The 21620-nt window shown below is 72.3% G+C and carries 25 protein-coding genes; 10 read left to right on the forward strand and 15 right to left on the reverse strand.

Annotation, left to right across the window (positions count from 1 at the left end; translation table 11 throughout):
* Nucleotides 1-24: 24 nt before the first annotated feature.
* Genes ACFTQE_RS06950 through ACFTQE_RS06960 form a run of 3 tightly spaced genes read right to left on the reverse strand, consistent with a single transcriptional unit; the run spans nt 25 to nt 2858 of the window.
* A complete protein-coding gene (locus ACFTQE_RS06950; protein WP_376924350.1) occupies nt 25-936 on the reverse strand; it encodes an ABC transporter permease in 912 nt (303 codons plus the stop codon).
* Nucleotides 937-945: 9 nt separating this feature from the next.
* Nucleotides 946-1980, reverse strand: a complete 1035-nt coding sequence (locus ACFTQE_RS06955; RefSeq protein ID WP_376924351.1) for an aliphatic sulfonate ABC transporter substrate-binding protein — start codon at nt 1978-1980, stop codon at nt 946-948.
* A 59-nt stretch (nt 1981-2039) separates the two neighbouring features.
* On the reverse strand, nt 2040-2858 hold the full coding sequence (locus tag ACFTQE_RS06960; RefSeq protein ID WP_376924352.1) for an ABC transporter ATP-binding protein: 819 nt from the start codon (nt 2856-2858) through the stop codon (nt 2040-2042).
* 247 nt (nt 2859-3105) lie between these two features.
* Between ACFTQE_RS06960 and ACFTQE_RS06965 the strand changes: the two genes are divergently transcribed.
* The gene (locus tag ACFTQE_RS06965) at nt 3106-3945 is read left to right on the forward strand and encodes an SDR family oxidoreductase (protein WP_376924353.1); all 840 of its coding nucleotides are present in this window, start codon (nt 3106-3108) and stop codon (nt 3943-3945) included.
* A 57-nt stretch (nt 3946-4002) separates the two neighbouring features.
* Here ACFTQE_RS06965 and ACFTQE_RS06970 read toward each other — a convergent pair whose 3' ends face one another.
* From ACFTQE_RS06970 to ACFTQE_RS07000, 7 genes are all read right to left on the reverse strand, one after another.
* Entirely contained in the window at nt 4003-4821 is an 819-nt protein-coding gene (locus ACFTQE_RS06970; RefSeq protein WP_376924354.1) for an alpha/beta fold hydrolase, read from the reverse strand.
* Nucleotides 4822-4870: 49 nt separating this feature from the next.
* Nucleotides 4871-5293, reverse strand: a complete 423-nt coding sequence (locus ACFTQE_RS06975; protein ID WP_376924355.1) for a hypothetical protein — start codon at nt 5291-5293, stop codon at nt 4871-4873.
* On the reverse strand, nt 5290-6489 hold the full coding sequence (locus tag ACFTQE_RS06980) for a serine/threonine-protein kinase (protein WP_376924356.1): 1200 nt from the start codon (nt 6487-6489) through the stop codon (nt 5290-5292). The genes ACFTQE_RS06975 and ACFTQE_RS06980 overlap by 4 nt, the downstream gene beginning before the upstream one ends.
* Before the next feature lie 51 nt (nt 6490-6540).
* Nucleotides 6541-7251 carry a cation transporter gene (locus ACFTQE_RS06985; protein WP_376924357.1) on the reverse strand — a complete coding sequence of 237 codons (711 nt, stop codon included), beginning with the start codon at nt 7249-7251 and terminating at the stop codon, nt 6541-6543.
* Nucleotides 7248-7583, reverse strand: coding sequence for an ArsR/SmtB family transcription factor (locus ACFTQE_RS06990; RefSeq protein WP_376924358.1), 336 nt, complete (start codon nt 7581-7583; stop codon nt 7248-7250). The genes ACFTQE_RS06985 and ACFTQE_RS06990 overlap by 4 nt, the downstream gene beginning before the upstream one ends.
* A gap of 86 nt (nt 7584-7669) precedes the next feature.
* Entirely contained in the window at nt 7670-8506 is an 837-nt protein-coding gene (locus tag ACFTQE_RS06995; protein WP_376924359.1) for an exodeoxyribonuclease III, read from the reverse strand.
* Between the two features lie 93 nt (nt 8507-8599).
* Complete coding sequence (locus tag ACFTQE_RS07000; protein ID WP_376924360.1) at nt 8600-9097, reverse strand: DUF6328 family protein; 498 nt, start codon at nt 9095-9097, stop codon at nt 8600-8602.
* Between the two features lie 98 nt (nt 9098-9195).
* Here ACFTQE_RS07000 and cofE point away from each other — a divergent pair, with 98 nt between their 5' ends.
* From cofE to ACFTQE_RS07040, 8 genes are all read left to right on the forward strand, one after another.
* Nucleotides 9196-9975 carry a coenzyme F420-0:L-glutamate ligase gene (cofE, locus tag ACFTQE_RS07005; protein ID WP_375835943.1) on the forward strand — a complete coding sequence of 260 codons (780 nt, stop codon included), beginning with the start codon at nt 9196-9198 and terminating at the stop codon, nt 9973-9975.
* Nucleotides 9976-10022: 47 nt separating this feature from the next.
* Entirely contained in the window at nt 10023-11021 is a 999-nt protein-coding gene (locus ACFTQE_RS07010) for a TIGR03557 family F420-dependent LLM class oxidoreductase (RefSeq protein ID WP_376924361.1), read from the forward strand.
* The gene (gene cofC, locus ACFTQE_RS07015; protein WP_376924362.1) at nt 11018-11713 is read left to right on the forward strand and encodes a 2-phospho-L-lactate guanylyltransferase; all 696 of its coding nucleotides are present in this window, start codon (nt 11018-11020) and stop codon (nt 11711-11713) included. Before ACFTQE_RS07010 ends, cofC begins: the two co-directional genes overlap by 4 nt.
* Nucleotides 11714-11797: 84 nt before the next feature.
* A complete protein-coding gene (gene fgd, locus ACFTQE_RS07020) occupies nt 11798-12823 on the forward strand; it encodes a glucose-6-phosphate dehydrogenase (coenzyme-F420) (protein ID WP_376924363.1) in 1026 nt (341 codons plus the stop codon).
* 91 nt (nt 12824-12914) lie between these two features.
* Nucleotides 12915-13466 carry a hypothetical protein gene (locus ACFTQE_RS07025; RefSeq protein WP_376924364.1) on the forward strand — a complete coding sequence of 184 codons (552 nt, stop codon included), beginning with the start codon at nt 12915-12917 and terminating at the stop codon, nt 13464-13466.
* 114 nt (nt 13467-13580) lie between these two features.
* Nucleotides 13581-14858, forward strand: a complete 1278-nt coding sequence (locus tag ACFTQE_RS07030; RefSeq protein ID WP_376924365.1) for an outer membrane lipoprotein carrier protein LolA — start codon at nt 13581-13583, stop codon at nt 14856-14858.
* A gap of 83 nt (nt 14859-14941) precedes the next feature.
* Nucleotides 14942-15877 (forward strand): ABC transporter ATP-binding protein, encoded by a 936-nt coding sequence (locus ACFTQE_RS07035; RefSeq protein ID WP_376924386.1) that lies wholly within the window; start codon nt 14942-14944, stop codon nt 15875-15877.
* The gene (locus tag ACFTQE_RS07040) at nt 15867-16715 is read left to right on the forward strand and encodes an ABC transporter permease (RefSeq protein ID WP_376924366.1); all 849 of its coding nucleotides are present in this window, start codon (nt 15867-15869) and stop codon (nt 16713-16715) included. The genes ACFTQE_RS07035 and ACFTQE_RS07040 overlap by 11 nt, the downstream gene beginning before the upstream one ends.
* 13 nt (nt 16716-16728) lie before the next feature.
* On the opposite strand, the gene ACFTQE_RS07045 is transcribed toward ACFTQE_RS07040, so the two are convergent.
* Nucleotides 16729-17199, reverse strand: coding sequence for a hypothetical protein (locus tag ACFTQE_RS07045; protein WP_376924367.1), 471 nt, complete (start codon nt 17197-17199; stop codon nt 16729-16731).
* A 60-nt stretch (nt 17200-17259) separates the two neighbouring features.
* Here ACFTQE_RS07045 and ACFTQE_RS07050 point away from each other — a divergent pair, with 60 nt between their 5' ends.
* The gene (locus ACFTQE_RS07050; protein ID WP_376924368.1) at nt 17260-17406 is read left to right on the forward strand and encodes a hypothetical protein; all 147 of its coding nucleotides are present in this window, start codon (nt 17260-17262) and stop codon (nt 17404-17406) included.
* A 61-nt stretch (nt 17407-17467) separates the two neighbouring features.
* Here the strand turns inward: ACFTQE_RS07050 and ACFTQE_RS07055 are convergent, their stop codons facing one another.
* From ACFTQE_RS07055 to cofD, 4 genes are all read right to left on the reverse strand, one after another.
* Nucleotides 17468-18289, reverse strand: coding sequence for an ATP-binding cassette domain-containing protein (locus tag ACFTQE_RS07055; RefSeq protein ID WP_376924369.1), 822 nt, complete (start codon nt 18287-18289; stop codon nt 17468-17470).
* The gene (locus ACFTQE_RS07060) at nt 18286-19422 is read right to left on the reverse strand and encodes a putative F420-0 ABC transporter permease subunit (protein WP_376924370.1); all 1137 of its coding nucleotides are present in this window, start codon (nt 19420-19422) and stop codon (nt 18286-18288) included. The genes ACFTQE_RS07055 and ACFTQE_RS07060 overlap by 4 nt, the downstream gene beginning before the upstream one ends.
* Nucleotides 19422-20420: a putative F420-0 ABC transporter substrate-binding protein gene (locus ACFTQE_RS07065; RefSeq protein ID WP_376924371.1), complete on the reverse strand. Its 999-nt coding sequence runs from the start codon at nt 20418-20420 to the stop codon at nt 19422-19424. The genes ACFTQE_RS07060 and ACFTQE_RS07065 overlap by 1 nt, the downstream gene beginning before the upstream one ends.
* Nucleotides 20421-20529: 109 nt before the next feature.
* Nucleotides 20530-21525, reverse strand: coding sequence for a 2-phospho-L-lactate transferase (gene cofD, locus ACFTQE_RS07070; protein WP_376924372.1), 996 nt, complete (start codon nt 21523-21525; stop codon nt 20530-20532).
* Nucleotides 21526-21620 lie beyond the last annotated feature (95 nt).

Here is a 21620-nt window from a genome sequence, read left to right on the forward strand (position 1 = left end):
CATGACAGGGCGGCGTCGGGAAGGCTAGGCCCAGCGGCGAACCGCCCAGCGCTCGATGAGCGCCAGCACCGAGTCGGTGAGCTTGCCGAGGAGCGCCAGCAGGATGATCGCGAGGAAGATGCGGTCGATGCGCCCGTTCTGCCCCGAGTCGTTGAGGAGGAATCCGAGCCCCATCGACGACGCGATGAGCTCGGCCGCGACGAGGAACAGCCACGACTGCGCGAGGGCGAGCCGCAGCGCCGAGAGCACCGACGGCACGACCGCGGGCAACTGCACGGTGGCGAACAGCGCCGGGCCGTGCAGACCGAACGCACGACCGGCCTCGATGAGCTGGCGATCGACGTGCCGCAGCGACGCCGAGACGATCGTGTAGACGGGGAAGAACGCGCCGATCGCGATGAGGATGACCTTGGAGTCCTCGCCGATGCCGAACCAGAGGATGAGCAGGGGGATCCACGCGAGCGACGGCACCGCGCGGATGCCGCCGAGCGTCGGGGCGAGCAGGACGTCGGCGAGCCGCGAGAGTCCGACGACGGCGCCGAGCGCGAGCCCGACCGCGGCGCCGAAGGCGAAGCCGAGGAACACGCGCTGGGTCGAGATGGCGACGTAGAGGCCGAGCACGCCGCGCTGGGCGAGGTCGACCGCGGCGAGCCAGACCATCTCTGGGGAGGGCAGCTGCGAGAGCGGCACGAGCCCCGAGGTCGAGACCCACTGCCAGATGCCGAGCAGCGCCAGCGGAATGAGCGCGCCGCCGACGATGCGGAACCAGCGGCGGTCGACGAGGCGGGCCCGCGGGCGACCGCCGTCGGGCGAGGTGACGGATGCCTCGTGGCCGGCCGCGATCGACGTCGAACCGCCGTTCACGGCGACCCGCACGGCAGTGCCGTCGTGGATCGCCGCGCCCGTCGAGAGCGTCGTGTGCGAGGCATCCGTCATCGTCGTCTCCTACTCGAAGCGGCTCGCGTCGGCCTTCGTGACGAAGGTGTCGTTGATGATCGTCTCGAGCGCCTCGTCGACCTGCGCCTGCGTGGCGACGTCGCCGAGTTCGACGAAGATCGGGCCGATCTTTCCGAGCACCTCGACCTGGGCGTCGCCCGGCACGGGGTCGACGTCGAGGTTCGAGCGCTCCTCGATGACCTTCGTCGCGACGGCGAGGTCGAGGCCCGCGACGTCGGCGAGGATCTGCGCGGTCTCCTCGGGGTGCTCCGCAGCCCAGGCGCGTGCCTGCTCGTAGGCGTCGATGACGGCCTGCGCGACCTCGGGCTTCTCGGCGATGAACGACTCGGTCGCGTTCAGGAAGCCGTAGCTGTTGAAGTCGACGTTACGGTAGAAGAGGGTCGCACCCTGCTCCTCGGCGCCGGCCATGATCGGGTCGAGCCCCGACCACGCGTCGACCGAACCGTTCTGCAGGGCGGCCCATCCGTCGGCGTGCTGCAGGTTCTGCACGACGATGTCGTCGGCCGAGAGGCCCTCGGCCTCGAGCGACTGCAGCAGGAAGAAGTAGGGGTCGGTGCCCTTGGTCGCCGCGACCTGCTTGCCCTTCAGGTCTTCGACCGAGGTGATCGGCGAGCCGTCGGGCGCCACGAGGGCCGCCCACTCGGGCTGCGAGTAGATGTCGATCACCTGGATGGGCGAGCCGTTCGAACGCGCGAGCAGCGCGGCCGAGCCGGCGGTCGAGCCGACATCGATCGCTCCGGCACGGAGGGCCTCGTTGGCCTTGTTCGACCCGGCCGACTGCACCCAGTTGACCGTCAGGCCGGCGTCTTCGAGCCAGCCCTGGTCCTTGATGACGAGGCTCAGCGGGTTGTAGGTCGCGAAGTCGATGTTGAGGGTCTGGCCCTCGAGCGACACGGCCTCGCCGGTCTCGGCGGGCTCGGGTTCGGCCGCCTGGCCCTCGCCGGCGACGCAGCCGGAGAGCAGCAGGGCGGCGGCGGCCGCGCCCGCGACGAGCGCGGAACGGAGGAACGGGGTGCGTGGCACGGGGGACTCCTTCAATGGTGGTGGCTTCGGTGGTGGCGCCGCGTTGCTGTGCGCGCCGGTCAGAACGGGTAGTGCGGGATGGTCGTGGTGGCCTCGATGCCGCGGGCGGCACCGTGCCGGTCGATGCCGAGGCCGTCGAGGAGGCGCCCGCGCAGCTCGGCGAGCTCGGCCGAACCGCGGTCGCGCGGCCGGGAGCCCGGCACGACGACGATCTGGCGGATGTCGGCGCCGGGCCGTTCACCGTCGTCGCCGAGCAGGATGACCCGGTCGGCGAGCTGCAGCGCCTCGTCGACGTCGTGCGTGACGAGCAGCACCGTCGTGGGCGCGGCGGCGTGCACGTCGAGCAGGAGGTCCTGCATCTTCAGCCGGGTGAGCGCGTCGAGCGCGCCGAACGGCTCGTCGAGCAGCAGCACGCCGGGGTTGCGGGCGAGGGCCCGGGCGAGCGAGGTGCGCTGGGCCATGCCGCCCGAGATTTCGCGCGGGCGATGACCGGCGAAGTCGGCGAGGCCGACGAGCTCGATGAGCCGTGCCACCTTGTCGCGGCCGGCGGACTTCGACGTGCCGCGCGGCAGCCCGAGTGCGACGTTGCCGGCGACGGTGCGCCACGGCAGCAGCCGCGGCTCCTGGAAGCCGACGGCCGAGCGCGGGTCGAAGGCCGCGACGGCGGTGCCGTCGACCGCGACCGTGCCGGCGCTCGCGTGGTCGAGCCCTCCCGCGATGCGGAGGAGCGTCGACTTGCCGCACCCGCTCGGGCCGAGGATCGCGACGATCTCACCCGCTCCGACCTCGAGGTCGATGTCGCGCAGCACCTGGCGGCGGCCGGCCGTCGTGTCGAAGGCGCGACCGAGGGCGCGGAACGAGACGGATGCCGCGGTCATGGCGCCTCCTCGACGGGCCGTGGTGGATGGGGTGGTTCGACGCTATCCATCGCAGGGAACGCTGTCAGGCGGGCCCGACCCGGGACGTAATACGGGAATTCCTCGGCCGCTCCGCCGATGCTCGAACTTCCTGCGACCCGGCACCCCGTTCGGTCTTCACCTGCCGATGCACAGGGCGCATCGCATCGCATCACAGCGCAGCACCGCACCGGGCCCGGCGAGCGCGGGCGTGGGCGAGAATGGACGGATGACGAGAACGGTTCGCGGTGCCAGTGTGCTGATCACCGGAGCCGCGGGCGGCATGGGCCGCATGTACGCAGAGCGGGCCGTGGCCGAGCACGCGGCATCCGTCACGCTCTGGGACCGCGACGCGGCCGCGCTCGCCCGCGCCGTCGACGAGCTCGGCGCGATCTCGCGCGGGCGCACGCGCATCCAGTCGTACGTCGTCGACGTCGGCGACCTCGGCGCGATCGCGAAGACCGCGCAGCGGGTGCGGCGCGAGGTCGGCAACCCCGACGTGCTGATCAACAACGCCGGCATCGTTCGAGGCAACCGCTACTTCTGGAACACCGACAACGGCGACGACACCCGCACGACGATGCAGGTCAACGCGCTCGCGCCGATGTACATCGCGCGCGAGTTCCTGCCCGGCATGATCTCGAACGCGTACCGCGCGGCACGCATCGTGAACGTCGCGAGCGCGGCCGGCACGCTCGCGAACCCCCGCATGGCGGTCTACGCCGCATCCAAGGCGGCGCTCATCGGCTGGAGCGATTCGCTGCGCCTCGAGCTCGAGCAGTCCGACCACGGCAACGTCAAGGTGACCACGGTCACGCCGAGCTACATCGCGACCGGCATGTTCGCCGGCGCTCGCGGCCCGGTGCTCGCGCCGGTGCTCGACCCCGAGTACGTCGTCGATCGCGTCTGGCGGGCGATGCTCGACGGCCGGCCCCTGCTCGAGCTGCCGAGGAGCGTCCGCTTCTCACGGGCACTCCGAGCGCTGTTGCCGACGCGCGTGTTCGACCTGGTCGTCGGCGACGGCTTCGGCGTCTACCGCTCGATGGAGCGGTTCACCGGGCGGCGCTGAGCGTCGTCAGAGCCCGTATCGTTCGAGCCGGTCGAGCAGCACCGGCGCTGAGCGTCGTCAGAGCCCGTGCCGTTCGAGCCAGTCGAGCAGCGCGCGCGTGAACTCCTCGGGGCGCTCGACGCTCGGCAGGTGCGCGGTGCCGTCGAAGCGCACGCCCGTCGCGCTCGGCAGGTGCGCGAGCAGGTGGTCGTACGCCGCGAGTTCGATGCTGAGGTCGTACTCGCCCACGGTGACGAGCGCGGGAACGCGGATGTCGCCCAGGCGCTCGTACGCCGGCGGTTCGAGCCGGAGCACGGTGCCGTCGTCGGTCGCGTGCGCGGCATTCGGGGCGTTCAGCTCGTGCGCCCGTCGAACGAACGCGGGGTCGACGTCGGCCTCGGTGCGAGTCGGCCCCACCGCCCAGACGTCCGCCTCGAGCCGCATCAGCAGCGCCGCATCGATCGCCGGGTCGATCGCCTCGATCTCGTCGAAGCGTCGCTGCTCCTCGTCGGTCAGCGGCAGGTCGGGATACCCGCTCGGCTCCGAACCGATCGTCACGACGCCGCGCACGCGGTCGGGGAAGGCGAGTGCGGTGTCGAGCGTGATGCGTCCGCCGCGGCTCGCCCCGATCACGGTCGCCTCGGCGATGCCGAGGTGATCGAGCACCGCCACCGCATCGGCGTGATTCGCGAACGGCACCGCCTCGTCATGGCGCGTGCCCCCGAAGCCCCGCGGGTCGAACCTGGCGACGAAGTGGTCTTCGGCGAGGGCGTCGATCTGCTCGTCCCACATGCGCAGCGTCGCGATGCCCGCCGGAATGAGGAGCAGCGCAGGGGCGGATGCGCGGCCCGCCGACTCGTAGTGGAGTTCAGCGCCGGGAACGGTGAGCGTGGGCATCCCACGAGACTACGCACTTGCGGGTCGCGCGTGCGCTTCGGGCGAGCGCTCAGTCGTCGTCGCCCTGCTCGTTCTTCTTGTCCTTCTTGTCCTTGTTGCCGTTGTTGTTGCCCGGGCCGCGGTTGTCGTCGTCGTCATCCGACGGCGTCGGCGTCGGCGTGACGGAATCGGCGGCCTCGGCCGCCTCGAGGTCGGCCTGCACCAGGGCGATCGCCTCGCGGATGTCGGCGGCCTGCTCCTCGCCGATGGCGCCCGAGTCGACGGCCGCGGTCACGTCGTTCTCGAGCAGGGCGAGGGCGGCGATCGCGCCGAGGTAGTCGCCGCTCGCCGCTCGCTTCGCGACCTGCACGACCGAGGAGTGGAGATCGGCGCTCACCGCCTCGGGGGCCTGACCGCAGCCGGCCAGGCCGAACACGAGCGACCCGGCCAGGAGACCGCCGCCGATCGCGGTGCGGAGTCGTGCGGGCGTCATCGTGTCACCGCCTCCTCGAGCTGCTCGAGATGCACGCCGAGCTCGCCGGGCACGGTCGGCAGCGTCTCGGTGGGAGCCGTCTGCGGCTGGGTGAGGCTCGCGATCACGGGTGGCACGAGCAGCGCGATGCCGATCGCGATGACGACGAGCAGCCCGACGGCGATCGTCGGACGCACCCAGCGTCGTGACGGGGCCGGGGCGGGCTGGAACGCCGCGGCCACCGCACGGGCGGCGACCGCGCCGTCGTCCGCCTCGGGGGAGCCGAGCACGAGGGTGGGGGCATCGGATGCCTCGAGCACCGCCGTCGCCGCGACATCCATCTGCGTGGTGGCGGCCATGTCCGGCGCCGTCGACAGCCGCCCGGCGGCCATCGCGACGTCGAGCGCGGTCGGTCGGGCGGATGCCTCGCGCGCGGTCATTCCGCGGAGCAGCTCGACCCAGTCGGCGCCGAGCTCGGCGGGGATCTCGGGGTCGGCCACGAGGCGTGCCGCCGTCGCCTCGTACGCCGTGCCGGGGAAGGCCGGCAGCCCGGTGCGCGCCTCGAGCAGCACGAGACCGAGCGAGTAGATGTCGGACGCGGTGCCGGGGGCCCGGCCGCCGACCTGCTCGGGGCTCAGGTAGCCCGGCGTGCCGACGTACGCGCCCGTTCGAGTGAGGCGTGCGTCGTCGATGAGCCGGGCGATGCCGAAGTCGGCGAGCTTCGGGTTCCAACTGCGGGTGGGCAGGTGCGAGGGGGCGAGCAGCACGTTCGCGGGCTTGACGTCGCGGTGCACGATGCCGCGCGCGTGGATCACGTGCAACGCCTCGGCGAGGTCGGCGGCGAGCCACGCGGCATCCGCTGCGCCGACCGGGCCGGCCTGCAGGGTCTTCCGCAGGTCATGGCCGTCGACGAGCTCCATGACGAGGTACTCGCGATCGATGCCCGCGTCGTGCGCGGCGTCGTAGAGGCGCACGAGCGCGCGGTGCTCAACGCTCGCGAGCAGTGCCGTCTCCGAGCGCCGCCGCGCGGCGTCGTCGATGCCCTCGGCCGCTTCGGCGAACACCTTCACGGCGACCCGGCGACCGAGGCTCAGGTCTTCGCCGCGATAGACGCTCGCCATGCCGCCGCGGCCGATGAGTCCGTCGAGGCGGTAGCGGCCGCCGAGCGTCACGCCCGTGAAGGGGCCGGCTGCGAGGCGGTCGGGGGAGCTGGTCACGTGTTCGAGCGTATCGCCGCAGGCTGGGAGGCGGAGGAACCGCCGGCCAGCTCAGCAGCAGTCGTCGTGCTCGTCGTGCTCGGCCTCGCGCTCGCCCGTCAGCACCGCGACCGGTACCGTGCAGGCGTCGCCGCGCCAGGCCTCGATGCCCTCGCGCACCGCGAAGGCGGCGATGACGAGGGCGGCGACGGAGTCGGCCCATGCCCAGTCGAGCAGGCTGTTGAGCAGGAGCCCCGCGAGCAGCGCGGCCGACAGGTAGGCGCAGATCAGGGTCTGCTTCGAGTCGGCGACGGCGGAGGCCGAACCGAGTTCGCGCCCGGTGCGGCGTTCGAACCACGACAGCAATGGCATGACCGCGAGGCTCACCGCGGCGAGCACGATGCCGACGGGGGAGTGCTCGGGCTCCGAAGCGCCGAGCAGGGCACGGGCCGCGTCGATCGAGACGAAGAGCGCCAGGCCGAAGAACGAGACGGCGATGAGGCGCAGGGCGGCGCGTTCGCGCCGGTGCGGGTCGGGGGCGGCGAACTGCCAGGCCACCGCGGCGGCCGAGAGCACCTCGACGATCGAGTCGAGGCCGAAGCCGATGAGCGCCGCCGAGGACGCCACCGTGCCCGCGGCGAGGGCGACGATCGCCTCGATCACGTTGTACGTGATGGTCGCCGCGACGATGAGCCGGATCCGTCGCACGAGCACGGTACGGCGCTCGGGGGCGAGCGGTGCGAGCGGTTCGCGGGGTCCGGGCGTGAGCGGCACGGAAGTCATGCGCAGGTGCACCCCTCGCTCGAGCAGCACGCCGGATCGACGACGAGCACGAGTCGGAGCAGGTCGCCGAGGGCCGGCGCGAGGTGCTCGCCCGCCAGGCGGTACGAGGTGCGCCGCCCGTCGGGCACCGCCTCGACGAGGCCGCAGCCGCGCAGGCACGCGAGCTGGTTCGACATGACCTGCCGCGAGACGCCGAGGGACTCCGCGAGGTCCGACGGGTATGCGGGCGCTTCGCGGAGCGAGAGCAGGATGCGGGCGCGGGTCTCGTCGGAGAGCGCGTGCCCGAGGCGCGCGAGCGCCGCGGTGTGGGTCAGGGTCGCCGTCTCGGTCACGAGGGCGACGATACAGCAGATCGTGTATTCACGAAAGGCTGTATCGACCGAGGCGGCGAACGGCTGCGCCGGTCAAGGCGCCGGCGCTAGAAGATCATCGGTCGGTCGTCGTCGTCATCGCCGATCGCAAGCTCGACCAGCACGGGCACGTGGTCGCTCGGGGCGTCGCCCTTGCGCTCGTTGCGGTGGATCGAGGCATCCGTCACGGCCTCGGCGAAGGCCGCGGACCCGAGGATGAAGTCGATGCGCAGCCCCTCGTTGCGCGGGAACTTCAGCTGCTTGTAGTCCCAGTAGGTGTAGCCCTCGGGGATGCGCGGGCGCACGACGTCGGTCACTCCCGCGTTCTCGAGCGTGAAGAACGCCTGCCGCTCGGCCGGGGAGACGTGCGTCGTCTGGCCCTCGACGACCGCGGGGTCGCCGTTGTCCTCATCGAGCGGGGCGATGTTGAAGTCGCCCATGAGCGCGAACGGCACTTCGGGCCGAGCGGATGTCTCGGCGCGCGTGTACTCGGTCAGCGCCGCGAGCCAGTCGAGCTTGTACGTGTAGTGCGGGTCGCCGAGCGAACGGCCGTTGGGCACGTAGAGGCTCCACACCCGCACGCCGTTGACGGTCGCGCCGATCGCGCGCGCCTCCTGCGGCTGGTCGGGGCCCTCGAGCCCCTTCAGGAAGCCCGGCATGCCGGGGAACGAGGTCTCGACCTCGCCGATCGGCGAGCGGCTCGCGATCGCGACGCCGTTCCACTGGTTCAGCCCGTGGATCGCGACCTCGTAGCCGGCCTCCTCGAACGCCTCGATCGGGAACTGCTCGGGCTTGCACTTGATCTCCTGCATCGCGAGCACGTCGACGTCTTCGCGCACCATCCAATCGACGGTGCGCGCCACGCGGGCGCGGATCGAGTTGACGTTCCAGGTGGCGATGCGCATGTCGTCAAGCCTATTCGGGCGCGGCGACACGGAAGGGCCGGTGGTCCGTGGTCGTCGTTCGAGCGGGAGTTCAGCCCGCTCTCGCCACCGCGCTCACGATCGCCGATTCGCGAGACGCGGCACCACGACCCAGAGCAGGGCGGCGGCGACGAGCGCTGCGCCGAGTGCGATGAAGCCCGCGATGCGGCCGAGCGCGATTTCGAAGATGAATCCGGCGACGCCGACGGCGAGCAGCGTCGCCACGAGCAGGTGCGCCCGCAGCAGTCGGTTGCCGCGGCGCACGATCTGCTCCTTCTGCCGGAGTCCGAACAACTGGCGATGCAGGATCACGGGCGCGAGGCCGAGCAGGGTCGCGGCGCACGCGAGCGCGACGAGCACGAGGTAGAGCCAGAGCTCGTAGCCGTCGAGGTCGAGGAAGCGGGGCTGGAACGCCGCCGCGAGCAGGAAACCCGTCATGATCTGGGTGCCGGTCTGCGTCGCCCGCAGCTCCTGCAGGATGTCGTTCCAGTTGCGATCGAGGCGCTCGATGCGGGTCTCGTCGCGCCCGTCGTCTCGGTCGTCGACCGAGGGGTCGCTGCCGTCGGTGGCCATGCGGGGAGCGTAGCGCACGGTGTTCCGGTCGGGCAGGTTCTGGCGGCCCGGCACCCGAAGCTGCGAAGATCGACGTACGCGAGATCCCGGGGGTGGCCGTGAAGTTCAGCATCGAAGGCGTCGAGGGCCTGCCCGAGATCGTGAAGGGCGCCGACCTGGCCGCGCTCATCGTCGACGCGGCGGCGCTCGAAGACGGCGACATCCTCGTCATCACCTCGAAGATCGTCTCGAAGGCCGAAGGGCGCATCGTCGCGGCCGTCGACCGCGAGCAGGCCATCACGGATGAGACCGTGCGGGTCGTCGCGAGCCGCGAGTACGACGGCGGCGTGACCCGCATCGTCGAGAACCGCCAGGGCATCATCGGTGCCGCTGCCGGCGTCGACGCGTCGAACACGCCCGACGGCACGGTGCTGCTGCTCCCGGTGGACCCCGACGCCTCCGCGCGAGCGCTCGCCACCGGCATCCGCGCGCTGACCGGCGCCCATGTCGGCGTCATCCTCTCCGACACGCTCGGCAGGCCGTGGCGCGAGGGCCAGACCGACCTCGCGATCGGCGCGGCCGGCGTGCACGTCTTCGACGACCTGCGCGGGTCGACGGATGCCTCGGGCAAGCCCCTCGCCGTCACCATGCCGTGCGTCGCCGACGAGATCGCGGGCGCCGCCGAGCTCGTGAAGGGCAAGTCGTCGGGAGTGCCCGTCGCGGTGGTGCGCGGGCTCGGGCACTTCGTCGGCGACCTCGACCTGCCGGGTGCACGCTCGATCCAGCGCCCGGCCGAGCGCGACCTCTTCCGCGTCGGCGCCGACGAGGCGTACAACGAGGGCTACCGCGACGGCTTCGACGAGTCGCAGTCCGAGGGGCCGTTGGCCGCCGCGGAGTGACCCGCCCGCCGGCGCGCGAGCGCCTGCCGACGCGCGAAGATGGAGTCGTGTCAGCACACATCGGCTACGCCGCCATGCTCGAGCGGTTCCCGCCCGCAGAGGCCGTCGCGCTCAGCGCGCTCGCCGAGTCGCACGGGTTCACCGGGGTGATGGCGAGCGACCACTTCCAGCCCTGGATCCCCGCGCAGGGCGAGTCCTCGTTCGTCTGGAGCGTGCTCGGCGCGATCGGCGAACGCACGCGCGGCGACTTCGGCCCGGGCGTGACCACGCCGGGGTTCCGGATGCATCCGGCCGTCGTCGCCCAGGCGAGCGCGACGCTCGCGGCGATGCATCCGGGGCGGCACTGGCTCGGCCTCGGTTCCGGCGAGGCGCTCAACGAACACGTCGTCGGGCCGTACTGGCCGGAGGCGCCCGACCGCATCAACCGCATGTTCGAGGCGGTCGACGTGATCAAGAAGCTCTTCGCCGGTTCACTCGCCGGGCGCGATGTGCGCCATGCCGGCCAGCACTTCAAGCTCGAGGCCACCCGGCTCTGGACGATGCCGGCGGTCGCGCCCGAGATCCTCGTCGCCGCCTCGGGGCCCGTGACCGCGAAGCGTGCGGGCCGCACCGTCGACGGCATGATCACGATCGGGGCACCCGCCGAGAAGCTCGCCGCCCTGCTGACCCGCTTCCGCGAGGGCGCACGCGAGGCCGGCCGCGATGCCTCGCGCATGCCGAAGGTGCTGCAGCTGCACCTCTCGTGGGCGCCCACCGACGAGGAGGCGATGCGCGGCGCGCTCACCGAGTGGCCGAACGGCGGGCTCCGAATCCCGCGCGGGGACATCCGCTCGCCCTTCGAGTTCGAGCAGCTGGCCAGGACCGTGCGCCCCGAGGACTTCGCCGGGCGCATGCTCGTCTCGGCCGACCCCGACGTGCATCGCGCCGACATCCAGCGCCACCTCGACCTCGGCTTCGACCGCATCTACCTGCACAACGCCGGCCGCGACCAGGCCGCGTTCCTCGAGGTCTTCGGTCGCGACGTGCTGCCGGGGCTCCGCGCGTGACCCGCGGCGGCGAGTCGACTCCAGCACGCGGGGCGATCGCCCGGCCGACGGCCTGGACCGTCGTGATCCCCGTGAAGGCGCCGGCCGGCGCGAAGACGCGGCTGGCGGCGGCCGTCTCGCCGGCCGAGCGCGAGGCGCTCGCGCGGGCGTTCGCGCTCGACACGATCGCCGCGGTGCTCGCGGCCCGATCGGTCGTGCGCGTCGTCGTGGTCGGCGACGATCCGTCACTCGCGGGCGGGGCCGAGTTCCTGGCCGAACCCGCCGACGGGCCGCGGGGGCTCGGGCCCGCGATCGCGTACGGCATCGCCCATGCCAGGGCCGGCGACGAGGAGGCCGGGTTCCGGCCGGTCGCCGTGCTGCTCGGCGACCTGCCGGCCCTCGCGCCCGAGGAGCTCGACGCGGCGCTCGAGGGCGCGTCGCGGCATCCGCTCGCCTTCGTCCGCGATGCCGACGGCACCGGCACGACGCTCGCGACCGCCGCTGAAGGCGTGCACCTCGCGCCGCACTTCGGCATCGACTCGGCCGCACGGCATGCCGCAGCGGGGTTCGTGGAGCTCGAGGCATCCGCCCGCCTGCGGCGCGACGTCGACACGATCGAGGCGCTCGTCGAGGCGGTCTCGCTCGGCGTCGGGCCGAACACGCGCGCCGCCGCGGCGCGGATCCCGTTGCGCGGCGGTGCCGGCGCTCCCTAGCGGCCGCGGCGATCACGTGCTCGATGCGCTGCCGGTCGCACTCCGTGCGGTGCCGAGCGGCGCGTGGCGTGCGAGGATCGAAGCATGACGCTCACCCTCGGATACAAGGCCTCAGCCGAGCAGTTCGCCCCGCGCGAGCTCGTCGAGATCGCGGTCGCGGCCGAAGCCAACGGCTTCGAGTCGGTGTTCACGAGCGACCACTTCCAGCCGTGGCGGCACGACGGCGGTCATGCGCCCTTCTCGCTGACCTGGATGGCCGCCGTGGGCGAACGCACCTCGACGATCCGCATCGGCACGAGCGTCATGACGCCGACGTTCCGCTACAACCCGGCCGTGCTCGCGCAGGCGTTCGCGAGCCTCGGCTGCCTCTACCCGGGGCGCATCATCGCGGGCTTCGGCACGGGCGAGGCGCTGAACGAGATCGCCACGGGCTTCCGCGGTGCCGGCGAACAAGACTGGCCCGAATTCCGCGAGCGCTTCGCGCGGCTCCGGGAGTCGGTGCGCCTCATGCGCGCGCTCTGGACCGACGACGAGCAGGTGAGCTTCGAGGGCGAGTACTACTCGACCCACGACGCGTCGATCTACGACCGGCCGGATGTCCCGGTGCCCGTCTACATCGCCGCGGGCGGCCCGACCGTCGCGAAGTACGCGGGGCGTGCGGGTGACGGATTCATCTGCACCTCGGGCAAGGGCATGGAGCTCTACACCGAGCAGCTCATCCCCGCCGTGAAGGAGGGGCTCGCCGCGCGCGGCGACGACCGGTCGTTCGATGACCTCGACCGCATGATCGAGATCAAGCTCTCGTACGACACCGACGCCACTGCTGCGCTCGAGAACACGCGGTTCTGGTCGCCGCTCTCGCTGAGCCCCGAGCAGAAGCACGACATCACCGACCCCGTCGAGATGGAGCGGGCCGCCGACGCGCTGCCGATCGAGCAGATCGCCAAGCGATGGATCGTCGGCAGCGACCCCGACGAGGTCGTGGCCTCGATCAAGACCTACGTCGACGCCGGGTTCAACCACCTCGTCTTCCACGCGCCCGGTCACGACCAGGCGCGCTTCCAGGAGCTCTTCGCGCGCGACCTGGCGCCCCGCCTGCGGGCGCTCTGAGCGAGCGGCGACCGAAGTCGACTCTCTCGCACGGTTAGAGTGATCGTCGGCGACCTCGATCCGGGTCTTCGGATTCCTACTTGGAGGCAGCATGAAGATTCGCGCAACGCGACGTTCGGTTCGACGCGCGGGCTTCGCGGGCGCGAGTGCCGTCACCTTGGCCGCGGTGCTCGCGATCGTCGCCCCGACCGCAGCGCAGGCATCGGGTGAGCGATATGAGAAGTACCCGTGGTCGGACACCGTGTACGTGAGTTCGTATCCATACGTGGCCGCACGCGCGATCACGTACCCGGAGTGGGTCGCCGCCGGCAGTCCGACGCCGCGCGTCGGACTCGTCACCGGGAGCCATGTGATCTCGTACCAGACGAACCCGTCGGCGATCTACATCGGGCCGTTCCAAGACGATCTTCGGCCTCGCGTGAACGACCGTCACGTCAGCTACGCGGAGTGGCTCGCGGTCGGATCTCCGTCGCCGACCAGATCGATCTACGGCTACATCAAGACGGCGAACAGCCCGAACATCTACCGATGCAGCACGGACGGCGGGTACGGGGCCCCGTATCTCGTGACGTACGACTCGTGGCTGTGGAACGGCTCGCCGTCGCCGGTGACCGTGTCGTCGATCACCGCGCGCTGCCCGTAGATCCGTCCCCTGATCGCCACGGGCGAGCCCAGCCAGTCCGGGCCGAGAGCCCCGGATCCTGTGCGTTCACCGCCGATTGATGACGGATGACGTCACTCGGCGTAGCCTGAGCGCATGCGCGCCCAAGACGGCACCCGGGCGTCCCGTCGGCTGAGCCGCTGGATCCCCGCCATCGCCGCGCCGATCGCGATCGGCGTCGCCGTCGTGGTCGTGCCGCTGCAGGCGAACGCGGCCGTCGACCTTCCCGACCTGACTCCCGCCGAGCTGCTCGAGTTCGCGGATGCGAGCGAGGTCGACGCCCTCTCAGGCACCATCGAGCAGACCTCCGAGCTCGGGCTCCCCGACCTCTCGGGGCTCACCGGGGCGATGGGCGGTGCGGGCGGCGGCGCAGGCGGTCCCGGCGGCACGACCGGCGGCGATGCCGCCGCTGACGCGGCATCCGCCACGGACCTCGACGACCTGATCTCGCTCGCGACCGGAACGCACACCGCGCGCGTGTACGTCGACGGCGAGAATGCCCGCCTGCAGGTGCTCGACCCGCTCGCCGAACGCGACGTCTACCTGTCTGCCGACGGCGCGTGGATCTACGACTCCGCCGAGCAGGCGGCCACGCATGTCACGGTCGATAGGGCCGCGCTCGACGCCCTGAAGGCCGAGGTCGAGGCAGAAGCCGAGGCGACCGCCGACGAAGCACGCGACCGGCTCGAAGCCGAACTCGGCACGCCGCTGCCGACGCCGGAGGAGGTGCTCGACCAGGCGCTCGCGAAGCTCGACGAGACCACCGAGGTGAGCGTCGGCACCGATTCCCGCGTCGCGGGCCGCGAGGTCTACGAGCTCGTGCTCGAACCGCGTGACGCCGACACCCTGGTCGGCGAGATCTCGGTGGCGATCGACGGCGAGACGGGCGTCGCGCTCGCCGCGTCGGTGACGGCGAGCGGGGCTTCGGAGCCCGCGTTCAGCGTGGGCTTCACCGAGGTGTCGTTCGACACGCCCGATGCGTCGGTGTTCGCATTCACGCCGCCCGACGGCACCACGGTGACCGAGCACCAGGTGCCGATCCCCACGCTCGCCGAGCTCGAGCAGCTGCGGGCCGAGCATGCAGCAGCCGGCGGCGAGGCGAGCGATCGGATGCCGCAGCCCGACGTCGTCGGCGAAGGCTGGTCGGCCGTGGTCGTGCTGCCGGCGGCGGCCCCCGGTGCGGCGGGCGCTGACGGCACGGGCGGGTTCGGCGCCGAGGCATCCGCGCTGCTCGGCACCCTCGCCGAGCCGGTCGACGGCGGGCGCGTCCTGCAGACCTCGCTCGCGACCGTGCTCTTCACCGACGACGGGCGCGTGCTCGCGGGCGCCGTCACCGTCGACCGCCTGCTCGACGTCGCCGCGAGCGGTCGTTGAGCGGCGGATCGCCCGAGGCCGCGGCTGCGGTCGACGCGGCCGACCCCGCCGACGCGGTCGACTCCGACCGGCGCGATCTCGCGATCGAGACGCACGGACTCACGAAGCGCTTCCGCTCGCAGCTCGCGGTCGACGGCGTCGATCTCGCGGTGCCGCGCGGCGCGGTCTTCGGATTCCTCGGCCCGAACGGATCGGGCAAGACCACCACGATCCGCATGCTGCTCGGCCTCGTCGGGGCGAGCGCCGGCGGCGCCCGGGTGCTCGGCGCCGACATGCCGCGGCACGTCGACTCGGTGCTGCCCCGGGTCGGTGCGCTGGTGGAGGGTCCGGCGTTCTCGCCGTACCTCTCGGGGGTCTCGAACCTGCGACGGTTCGACGCCGCAGACCGGCACGCGCCCCGACGAACGCGGGCGGCACGCGTCGACGAGGCGCTCGATCGCGTCGGGCTCTCGCACGCGGGCGGCAAGAAGGTCCACGCCTACTCGCTCGGCATGAAGCAGCGGCTCGGCATCGCCAACGCCCTGCTCATGCGCCGCGAACTGCTCGTGCTCGACGAGCCCACGAACGGACTCGACCCGCAGGGCACTCGCGAGGTGCGATCGCTCATCCGCTCGCTCGCCGACGACGGCACGACCGTGTTCGTCTCGAGCCACCTGCTGGCCGAGGTCGAGCAGGTGTGCTCGCATGTCGGGGTCATGAGCGCCGGGCGGCTCGTGGCGCAGGGCACGCTCGCGGAGTTCCGCGACACCGGTGAGGCGCGCGTGCTCGTGCGCACGCCCGACGCTGCGGCGGCGCGCCGGGTGCTGCAGCGGCTCGGCATGCAGGTCGACGGGGGCCTCGACGATGCCGGCGACGACCTGGTCGCGGCCCGTATCGGGTCGTCGGAGGTCGCGCCCGAGGCCGTCGTCACCGCGCTCGTCGCCGATGGTGTGCGGGTGCGCGGCTTCGAGGTCGAACGGGCGAGCCTCGAGCAGCGGTTCGTCGAGCTCACGGGCGAGGGGTTCGACGTTGTCCAGTGAGGGTGCACGCGAACCGGCCCGCGGCGGCACCCTCTCGCTCTTCGCCTCGGAGGTGCTCACGCTCTTCCGTCGTCGTCGCACGTGGGCGCTCCTCGGCGCCCTCGCGCTCATCCCGATCCTCATCGCCGTGGCGATCCGGGTCGCGGGCGACGCCCCGAGCGGTCGTGGCCCGGCGTTCCTCGGGCAGATCACCGAGAACGGGCTGTTCGTCGGGCTCACCGCGATGGTCGTGGCGATGCCGCTGTTCCTCCCGCTCACGATCGGCGTCGTCGCGGGCGACACCATCGCCGGCGAGGCGAGTCACGGCACGCTGCGCTACCTCCTCATCGCTCCGGCGGGGCGGGTTCGCCTGCTCGTCGTGAAGTACGCGGCGACCGCCGCGTTCTGCGCGGCGGCGACGCTCACGGTCGTGGTCGTCGGCAGCCTCGTCGGCTGGGCGCTGTTTCCCGTCGGACCGGTGACGCTGCTCTCGGGGGCGACGGTGAGTGTCGGCGAGGGACTGCTGCGGTTCCTCGCCATCGCCGCCTACGTCACCGTGTCGCTGCTCGGCATGTCGGCGATCGGACTGTTCCTGTCGACGCTCACGACGGTGCCGGTCGGGGCGATGGCCGCGACGGCCATCCTGGCCGTGGTCTCGCAGATCATGGGGGCGCTGCCGCAGCTCGAGTGGCTGCATCCGTGGCTGTTCACGCAGTACTGGCTGGGCTTCGCCGACCTGCTCCGCGAGCCGCCCGTCTGGGACTCGTTCCTCGACAACGCCGTGCTGCAGGCCGGCTACGTGGTCGTGTTCGGGGCACTCGCCGTGAGTCGTATGCTGACGAAGGACGTGCTCTCGTGAGGCATCCGCTCGCTCAGTTCACGCTCGGCGGCAGGGCGCAGTAGTCGTAGAAGAAGCGCTTCGGCGATGCGGCATCGGTGACGTCGACGATGACGGATGCCCCGGAGTGCGGCAGCTCGTCACCCGCGAGCAGCCACAGCGAGAAGTGCCAGATGCCGCGTGCTCCGCCGTCGAGCAGGCGCCGCCCGTCGACGACGAGCACCGCGTCGTCGGATGCTCCGGGCAGCGCGCCCGCGCGGAACGGCTCGATCGTGTCGGCGCGCAGCACGACTTCGTCGACGTCGCCGAGCGAGGCGCGCACGACGGACTGATCGTGCGCGGCGAGCACCGCCGCGAGGTCGTCGGCGAAGCGGGCCGCGTCGTCCATCGCCGACCCCTCGACCGCGATGAGCCGGCGACCGCGCGGTGCGTTGTGCAGGAACTCCGCGGCGATGCCGTCGAGCAGTCGATCGCGAGGCTGCGCCTCGTAGGCCGTTCGCGTCATCTCCTCAGGCTACGCGCCGCCGTGAGCTCGAGGGAGGTCGAGCGCCCCTATGCTCGCCGCATGGACTTCTTAGTGGTCGCCTTCGCACTCTTCATCTTCTTCGCCATGATCAGTGTCATCGGCGCCCTGCGTCGGATTGCGGCCGCGACCGAGGAGATCGCTCGCAACACCCGCGATCGCGTCGAATCGGACCCGCCGCAGTTGTGAATGGCCGATACTTCGGTACCGCCTTCGAGCAGGAGACACCCGACCGGATCCGGCGGAGTGCCTACGGTTGGGCCTCGTGCGCGACTTCCCGTGGTTGCGCCGCAGCGACGCCCGAGTAGGCGATGAGCGGCCGACCCGTCGACGGGTGCGCGAGCACCTCGGCCTCGACGCCCCAGACCTCGCGGATGAGCCCCGGTTCGAGCACGTCGGCCGGCGGGCCCGACGCCACGACCCTGCCGCCGTCGAGCACGATGACGTGGTCGGCGTACGCCGCAGCGAGGCCGAGGTCGTGCAGCGCCGCGAGCACCGTGCGACCCGACTCGGCGAGGGTGCGGAGCAGTTCGAGGCTCGTGAGCTGCGCCCGCACGTCGAGGTGGTTGGTCGGCTCGTCGAGCAGGAGCAGTTCGGGCTCCTGCGCGAGCGCCCTTGCGAGGTTCACCCGCTGGCGTTCGCCGCCCGAGAGCGTCGCGTACTCGCGCGTCGCGAGCGGCTCGAGGCCGAGCGCCGCGAGCGACTCCGCGACGACGACGTGGTCGCGCTCGCCGAGTCCCGACCACGGCCCGAGGTGCGGGGTGCGCCCGAGCGCGACGACCTCGTGCACTCGCAGTTCGGGGGCGTCGTGCGTCTCCTGCTCGGCGAGGGCGATGCGGCGCGCCCGGTCGCGGCGGCGCAGCGCGGCGAGGTCGCCGCCGGCGAAGGCGAGCGCACCGGTATCCGCCCGCTCGATGCCCGCGATGAGGTGCAGGAGGGTCGACTTGCCGGCGCCGTTCGGCCCGAGCAGGGCTCCGAGTGAGCCCGCGGGCACGGTGACGTCGACGTCGTCGACGATGAGCCGGCCGGTGCGCGAGAAGCGCACGCGGGAGAGGCCGAGTCCGTCGGTCACGAGACCCTCCGTCGCATCAGGAGCAGTGCGAACACCGGACCGCCGACGAGCGCGGTGATGATGCCGACCGGCAGCTCGCGGGGATCGAAGAGCGTGCGCGCTGCCGTGTCGGCCCAGACCAGGAAGAGGGCGCCGGCGAGCGCCGACAGCGGCAGCAGCGCACGGTGGCGCGACCCCACGAGCAGTCGCACGCCGTGCGGCAGGATGAGGCCGATGAACCCGATCGACCCGCTCACGGCGACGAGGGCGCCCGTGAGCAGGGCGGTGCCGCCGAGCAGCAGCACCCGGCTGCGGCCGACGTGCACGCCGAGGGCGGATGCCGCGGCGTCGCCGAACGCGAAGGCGTCGAGCGTGCGGGCGCTCGCGATGAGCGGGATGCCGATCGCGACGAGCGCACCGCCCGCGATCGTGACCGAGACCCAGTCGGTGCCCGCGAGCGAGCCGAGCAGCCAGTTGAGGATCTCGCGGTAGCTGTCGCCGGTGGCGCTCCAGAAGATGACGAGGCTCGTGATCGCTCCGAACATCGACGAGACGGCGAGCCCCGCGAGCACGGTGCGGGTGGGGGAGAGCCCGCCCGAGCGGCCAGCCCCTCGACCCGCGGCCCCCGCGAGCGCGAGTGTCGCGACGAGCGCGGCGAGGGCGCCGGCGAACGCGGCGACGGGCAGCAGCAGGCCGACGCCGAGCACGATCACGATCACCGCGCCGACGGAGGCGCCCGACGAGAGGCCGAGCAGGTACGGGTCGGCCAGCGGGTTGCGCGTCAGCGCCTGCATGACGGCCCCGCAGAGGGCGAGACCCGCGCCGACGGCGGCGGCCGTGAGCACGCGCGGCATGCGGAGTTCCCAGACGATGCCGTCGCGGAGCGGGCTGAGCGTCGGTTCGCCGATGCCGAGGTGCGCCGCGACGCTCGCGACGACGTCGGCCGGTGCGAGACCGGCAGGCCCGATGGTGACGGCCGCGATGACGGATGCCACGAGCGCCGCGCCGAGCGCGACGGCCCAGAGCCACACCCGCCCCCGCGGGCGGGCGCGCTGCCGCGTCACGGAAACAGGAACGGACGCGCCCGAGCGACCGGGGTCACCTGTTCCGGGCGCCGACCCGGCGGGTCGTCCTGTCTCCGTGACGCCGGTCATCAGCCGAGGGCTCCGAGCTGCTCGACGAGCGACGCGACCGCGCCGACGTTGCGCACGCCCGCCTCGGTGGCGGGGAAGTCGACGACGAGGTACCGCTGCTCCTGCACGGCGGGCAGGGCCGCGGTCGCGGCGTTCGACTCGAGGTGCGCGATCTTCTGCTCGGCGGTGTTCCACGGGGCGTCGACGAGCACGATGACGTCGGGGTTCGCGGCGACGATCGCCTCCCAGCCCATCGAGGTCCACGTGTCCTCGACGTCGGCCGCGATGTTCTCGAGACCGGCGGCCTGCATGATCATCTGCGGGGCGCCGATGCCCGCGCCGACGAACGGCGTCTCGTCGCCCGAGCTGTACCAGAGCGCCGTGAGGCCGTCGGCGTTCGGCTCGATCGCCTCGAGCTCGGCGCGCTGCGCCGCGACCAGGTCGGCCGCGGCATCCGGAACGTCGAAGATGTCACCGGCCTCCTCGAACTCGTGGAAGACCTCGTCGAAGGTGAGCGGGTTCGGCATGTAGCCCTCGCCCTTGCACGCCGCGGGGGCGACGTAACTCGCAACGCCGAGCTTCGCGAGCGTCTCGCGGTCGCCGGCGCCCTCGGCGGAGAGGTTCGACTCCCAGCCGGCGAAGACGAGGTCGGGCTCCGCCGCGAGCGTCGCCTCCTGCGACGGCACCTTGTCGGAGAGCACGTCGATGCCCGATGCGGCGTCGGCGTACGCCTCGGGCACCGGCCCATCGCTGAACGCGGAGCCGATGACGCGGCCTTCGAGGCCGAGGGCGAGCAGCAGCTCGAGGGTCGACGACTTGATCGTCACGACGCGCTCGGGCGCCGCGTCGAAGGTGACGTCGGTGCCGCAGTTGTCGATCGTGAGCGGGTACCCCGATGCGGCGGACTCGCCTGCGGCATCGGTGCCGGCGGGTCCGGCGGCGCTGCCGCTCGCGCACCCCGCGAGGAGCAGGACGACGGCGAACGGCGCAGCGAGAAGGGGGGAGCGGAACGCGGGCATGTGGCCTCCGGATGGCGTGCGAGCAGGACACCGACGTCGTCGGGGACTCGCAGCCCAATGCCGGGCCGCACACGCCGATCAGATCCAGATCGGCGGGTCGGCCACCATCCTAGACCGGGAGGTCGAGCGCCGCACCGGCGAGATCGGCCGAGGTGTCGAGGTCGCGCATCCAGAGGGGCACGGATGCCGCGGTGAGCCCGATCTCCTCGAGGGGCGCGACTGCTGCGGCATCCGCCTCGTCGACGAGCCAGCCGTCGAGCAGACCACCCGTCGACCGGGAACCGTAGTGCCGGCCGACCGCCTCGGCGCTCGTCTCGACGCCGATGACGGGCAGGCACGCGTCGGCCATGCCGCGCACGACCTTGCCGCCGATGATCGGCGAGACGCCGACGACGGGTGCCGAGGTCTCGGCGAGCGCCTCGCGGATGCCGGGGACGGCGAGGATGGTGCCGATCGAGACGACCGGGTTCGACGGGGCGACGAGCACGATGTCGGCCCCGACGATCGCCTCGACGACGCCGGGCGCCGGGCGGGCCGCCGCGATATTGCGCTGGCGGAATGCGATCGCGGGGAGGGTGGCGCGGTAGCGCGTCCACCACTCCTGGAAGTGCATCTCGCGCTCGCCGTCGAGCTTGTCGGGGTCTGCCACGAGCACGTCGGTGTCGACCTCGGTGTCGGTCGCCGGGATGAGGTGCACGCCGAGCGGCCAGCGCAACTGCAGGCGACGCGCCACCTCGGACGGCGCCGCGCCCTCGCGCAGCCACGCGGTGCGCGCGAGGTGCGTGCCGAGGTCGAGGTCGCCGAGGGTGAACCACGGCCAGCCGACGCCCCACTCGCGGAGTTCGGCGGCGACGCGCTCGGTCTCGCCCGCCCGACCCCAACCGCGTTCGGTGTCGTTGACGCCCGCGAGCGAGTAGAGGAGCGAGTCGAAGTCGGGCATGAGGCGCACGCCCGCGAGCCAGATGTCGTCGCCCGTGTTGACGATCACGGTGATGGATGCCTCGGTGCCCCCGTCGCCATCGGGCCAGCGCCGAGCGCACTCCTCTCGCACGCCGCGCACGAAGCGCGAGCCTCCGACTCCGCCCGCGAGCACCGTGATCTGCACCTGGCAAGCCTACGTCGACGACGGATCACGCCGACGGCTCGAGACCACTCGTATCGCACGGGACCCGGGCTATCGGCGGTCCCGTGCGATACGAG

The sequence above is a fragment of the Agromyces sp. NPDC056965 genome (assembly GCF_042673425.1).
Classification (GTDB): domain Bacteria; phylum Actinomycetota; class Actinomycetes; order Actinomycetales; family Microbacteriaceae; genus Agromyces.

Coding starts and splice junctions, on each gene's coding strand:
- ACFTQE_RS06950 (WP_376924350.1), bottom strand. CDS start 936: ATGACGGATGCCTCGCACACGACGCTCTCGACGGGCGCGGCGATCCAC.
- ACFTQE_RS06960 (WP_376924352.1), bottom strand. CDS start 2,858: ATGACCGCGGCATCCGTCTCGTTCCGCGCCCTCGGTCGCGCCTTCGAC.
- ACFTQE_RS06965 (WP_376924353.1), top strand. CDS start 3,106: ATGACGAGAACGGTTCGCGGTGCCAGTGTGCTGATCACCGGAGCCGCG.
- ACFTQE_RS06970 (WP_376924354.1), bottom strand. CDS start 4,821: ATGCCCACGCTCACCGTTCCCGGCGCTGAACTCCACTACGAGTCGGCG.
- ACFTQE_RS06975 (WP_376924355.1), bottom strand. CDS start 5,293: ATGACGCCCGCACGACTCCGCACCGCGATCGGCGGCGGTCTCCTGGCC.
- ACFTQE_RS06985 (WP_376924357.1), bottom strand. CDS start 7,251: ATGACTTCCGTGCCGCTCACGCCCGGACCCCGCGAACCGCTCGCACCG.
- ACFTQE_RS06995 (WP_376924359.1), bottom strand. CDS start 8,506: ATGCGCATCGCCACCTGGAACGTCAACTCGATCCGCGCCCGCGTGGCG.
- ACFTQE_RS07000 (WP_376924360.1), bottom strand. CDS start 9,097: ATGGCCACCGACGGCAGCGACCCCTCGGTCGACGACCGAGACGACGGG.
- fgd (WP_376924363.1), top strand. CDS start 11,798: ATGACGCTCACCCTCGGATACAAGGCCTCAGCCGAGCAGTTCGCCCCG.
- ACFTQE_RS07025 (WP_376924364.1), top strand. CDS start 12,915: ATGAAGATTCGCGCAACGCGACGTTCGGTTCGACGCGCGGGCTTCGCG.
- ACFTQE_RS07030 (WP_376924365.1), top strand. CDS start 13,581: ATGCGCGCCCAAGACGGCACCCGGGCGTCCCGTCGGCTGAGCCGCTGG.
- ACFTQE_RS07045 (WP_376924367.1), bottom strand. CDS start 17,199: ATGACGCGAACGGCCTACGAGGCGCAGCCTCGCGATCGACTGCTCGAC.
- ACFTQE_RS07050 (WP_376924368.1), top strand. CDS start 17,260: ATGGACTTCTTAGTGGTCGCCTTCGCACTCTTCATCTTCTTCGCCATG.
- ACFTQE_RS07060 (WP_376924370.1), bottom strand. CDS start 19,422: ATGACCGGCGTCACGGAGACAGGACGACCCGCCGGGTCGGCGCCCGGA.
- ACFTQE_RS07065 (WP_376924371.1), bottom strand. CDS start 20,420: ATGCCCGCGTTCCGCTCCCCCCTTCTCGCTGCGCCGTTCGCCGTCGTC.